This is a genomic window from Micromonospora lutea (genome assembly GCF_016863535.1).
In the GTDB taxonomy this organism is placed as follows: domain Bacteria; phylum Actinomycetota; class Actinomycetes; order Mycobacteriales; family Micromonosporaceae; genus Micromonospora; species Micromonospora lutea.
Genome location: NZ_BOPB01000044.1, coordinates 1 through 3,806 on the forward strand (window position 1 = coordinate 1; position 3,806 = coordinate 3,806).

General features: G+C 71.6%; 2 protein-coding genes and 1 pseudogene. All 3 read left to right on the forward strand.

Annotation, left to right across the window (positions count from 1 at the left end; genetic code table 11):
- Positions 1-297: 297 nt before the first annotated feature.
- A pseudogene (locus tag Vlu01_RS28045) lies at positions 298-612 on the forward strand (toxin glutamine deamidase domain-containing protein); the annotation flags it as partial.
- Between the two features lie 142 nt (positions 613-754).
- Positions 755-1,045 carry an SUKH-4 family immunity protein gene (locus Vlu01_RS27180; RefSeq protein ID WP_204004957.1) on the forward strand — a complete coding sequence of 97 codons (291 nt, stop codon included), beginning with the start codon at positions 755-757 and terminating at the stop codon, positions 1,043-1,045.
- 212 nt (positions 1,046-1,257) lie between these two features.
- Positions 1,258-3,806 (forward strand): hypothetical protein (locus Vlu01_RS27185; protein ID WP_204004961.1); only part of this gene is annotated, 2,549 nt, incomplete at its 3' end.

Here is a 3,806-nt window from a genome sequence, read left to right on the forward strand (position 1 = left end):
GGCGGGCGTGGCCATGACGGCAGCGTATCGACGGACGGCCCGTTCACCGCCACCCCGTCGTTGCCGGAGAGCCGGCGGTTCGGCCCGGGTGAGCTGGCACCGCTGGAAGACCTACGCTTCCAGGCCGACCTCGCGGCGAGCCTCGCCACCCCGCAGGGGTACGCGGTCTTCGCGGATCCGTCGACCCACCCGTACGGGCAGTTGGTCAACGACGGGGGACCCGAGCGGCCCGGCCGCGGCAACAACTGCCTCGATTCGTCCCTGGCGGCACTGGCCAGCTTCCACGGCGATCCGCAGGTGTCCGTGCCGCGTTGGGCGGACCGGCTCGACGACGGCTCAATCGACCGCATCTCCGGCGAGCGGGGCGGGTTGGAGCGCGCCGAGGCGTGGGTCGGCGGAGAGTGGCAAGGCGGCCCCGGCAATCTACCGGCTGACCTGTCCGCGCGTACGGACGCGGTGGCCGCCCAGTACGCCGGCCTCTACCAGCAGGTCGCGGATGCCGGCCCGGGGGCGTCGGCGCTGGTGGTGGCGGACTGGCTGCTCCTCGACGCTGCCGGCAACGTGATCCTCGATGAAACCGGCCAACCCGAGGTCGACGGCTCGCATGGCTTCGTGATCGTTTTTCCGGCGGGTGCCGACGCGCCGGTGTGGTGGGACCCGCAGACCGGCACGACGTCGACGGAGATGCCGGCCGCCGATGTGCGGGAAACCCACGCCCTGTGGGCGATGATGGTGCCTGACGGAGAGGGGCGAGTTGACCGAGGACGAGGCGCTGACGCTGATCAGCGGACTGCTGCGGACCGAGAATCCGATAGTGCTTCGGGAGTTCGAGTTCGGCTGGCTGGCCCGGGAGAGACTCTCGGAGCAGGAACGGGCCTCGGGGATGCACGTGGGCCAGGGGAGCTACATCATCGACCGGTCGGGAGTGATCACGGCTCACACCAGCCTGCCGCCGCGCCGGGTGATGGAGGAATACGCGCAGGCGCGACGCGAGGGCAGGATCAAGGGCCGGCAGGTGTGGCCCGAGGCGGGGCCCACGGCCTGATCCCGACCGACGGGTCGCCGCCGTCGGACGCAACGATCGGCGATGCCGGACCCACCGGCCCCGGCGGTCCTCCGGGAGCTGATTCCGCGATCGACGCCGACGGGCCCGATCTTCGGCAGGCTGCCGCTGGTACGACCTTCGGTGGTGCGCTGCTCGACGCCGATCCGGTACGAACCAGCGAGGCCATTCAGGCAGCGCTGCACGGTGGACCCTTGCCGGACGGCGTCCACGTCGACCCGGCCACCGGCACAGTCACCCTGGAGACGCTGGACGGTCCGTACCCGGTGCGCATCGAACTGGCCACCCCGGCCAACGATGTGCCGCTCGCGCCAGTCGCCACGGTGCAGTACGCCGCTGATGGCGCGGTGGTGCAGGTGTCGACCGGGGCGCACCCGGACCACGTCCGCCGCGCGGTCGCCGCGACCCTGGCCGAGGTGGACACCGTCGCTCAGGAACGAGCGGTGGGGCTGCGCGTCGACGCCACCACGGCGCTCGCCGAGGGCGCCCGCCCGGAGGGCGACGGCACCCGCGTACTGACCGCACAGGACATCGGCCGCCTCGCCGAACTGCGGGTCGTGCTCGCGGACAGCTCCACCACGTCCGATCCGGCACAGGCCGGTCAACTGCGGGCCGAGGCGTTGAGTCTGCTCGTTGCCTCCGGTCTTCTGGAGCAGGAGCGCGATGCCCCTGTGCACGGGCACGGCGCCAACGTGCCGGTGGTCGGGCCGAAGGCAGCCCAGGCGCGCCTGGAGCTGATCCGGAACCATCTCGGCACGCTCGCCGCTGAGGTCGAGAGCCTGGTCGGGCACGCGTCGAGTGACGGGCAACAACTCGTCGCGGAGCTGCGTGCCGCTCAGTCGTCGGTCCGTGCCGAAGCCCGAGCCTGGGCCCAGCAGGCCACCGCCCTACGCAACGAGGCCGACCTCGCGCTTACCGCCAGAGTGGATTCCGCGCTGGACGCGACACCCGACCACGTCTTCGGTCGGCTGGTGATCGGTGGAGGGTGGGCCGCCACCGCCGACTTCGTCACCTTGGGAGCCCCCGCCGACACGGGGTCCGGCCTGCCGCCGGTGCTCTGTGTCTCGCAGGGACACGACCCGTGGGCGGAGCGTCAGACGCTGCTGATGGGGCAGATCCCCTCCGAGCTGGAGCTTCCCGGGTTGCCGTTCCAGCCATCCGTGCTCGCCGAGGAGGGCACCGGCTTCACCCCGTCCGATGTCTTCGCCGACGCGGTGGGCGCGGCGCGGGCGCTCAGCGGGATGCCCACCTACCAGGGACTGGCGACCTCGGTCACGCCTCGCCCGGCCGACGCCGCCGGGTGGCCGGCCGGCGCGAACTTCCGGGTGACCATCGGCGGACGGGAGGTCTTCACCGCATCGCTCGACATCGCGACCGGCCCCGGCCCCTCCCGGGTGCCGAGCGCGCCGACCACCACCGACGGTCAGTACGTCGATCCGACCAGCGGCTATCGCGTGGACCGGTCCGGGTCCGCCCCGGTGTTCCGTGACCCGACCGGCGCGGTCGTCCACCCGGAGGATCTTCCTCCGGCCGTACGAGCCGTCCTCGGCGGTACCGGTACGGGTGCGGCTGACCTGCCGCTGCTCACCGATCTCGGTGGCCGGCCGACGGATCCGCTGGTGATCGACCCCGCCTCCGGTCACGCCGTCGACATCCTGACCGGGCAGGTCCAGGATCGGGCAGGAGTTCCGGTCGATCCGCGGACGCTGCCTGAGGAGGTGGCCGCCCGGCTAGGCCATGCCCCGGACGGCTCGTTCACCGACCCCCGTCCGGCCGCACCGCCGGTCGATTTCGGGGGGCAGAATCTGGCCGACTCCTACCAGTCGGGCGACCGGGTACTCGTCTACGGCGCGGGACCGTCCGGCGCGTGGGACATCGAGCAGGCGGCAGCCTCCACGGCTGGACGCATCGACTGGTCGGCCCAGGCCAGGCCGCTACCGGCGGATCGGGTGACGGGCGATCCCGCAGTCGACGCCCGAGCACAACTGGAGTTCAGCTTCAGCGGCGGCGACAACCGGCGTAACAACTTGCCTGGCCTCGGTGCGTACTCGGACGCTGCCCGGGCGCGCGTGTCGGGGATGTCGCTGCGCAGCATCGTCGGCATCCGGCACACCGTCGACGGAGCGTTCGTCGTCAGGTTCAGCGATGGTACCGAGCAGGTATACGACCGGGTGGTGCTCTCCATCGGGCAAGAGCCGCGGCTTCCCGGTGGCGCGCACCGGCTGTTGTCCGAGGTGGAGCTGACAGCGCTTGAGGGGCCTTCCCTGGAGGTGGACAACCCCGTTCCCGACGTGCTGGGCCTGAGAGACGGCAGTGGCCAGCTCAGAGTTCTCGGCGGTGCCGCTGTGGCCGGTGCACTCCTGGCCGAGGTCGATGAAAGCGTGGGAGAGGCGGTCAGGCATCAGGCCCTAGCGCTGCCGGACGACTCGCGGGGCATTCCACCCAGCATCCGTTTCCACGCTCAGCGAATCGCGGAGGCGAACCGTGGCGTCTCGCCCACGCCATCGCCCAACGACGGCGGCTCCGCCCCGCTGGACTCGCCGTCAGACCTCGTCCCAACGGACAACGCCGAGCAGCGCCCAGCCCCACTGGGTGTCGAGCCACGACAGCGGACCGTAGCGCTCGACCAGCTCTTGCCCGAGGGGAGGCATCTCGACCCAGACGGGCGATCCGTCGATGTGCTCCCCGTAGCCCTGAGCAGTGACCTCAACGAGGTTGCGTCGCAGGTCGACGTAACGCAGCG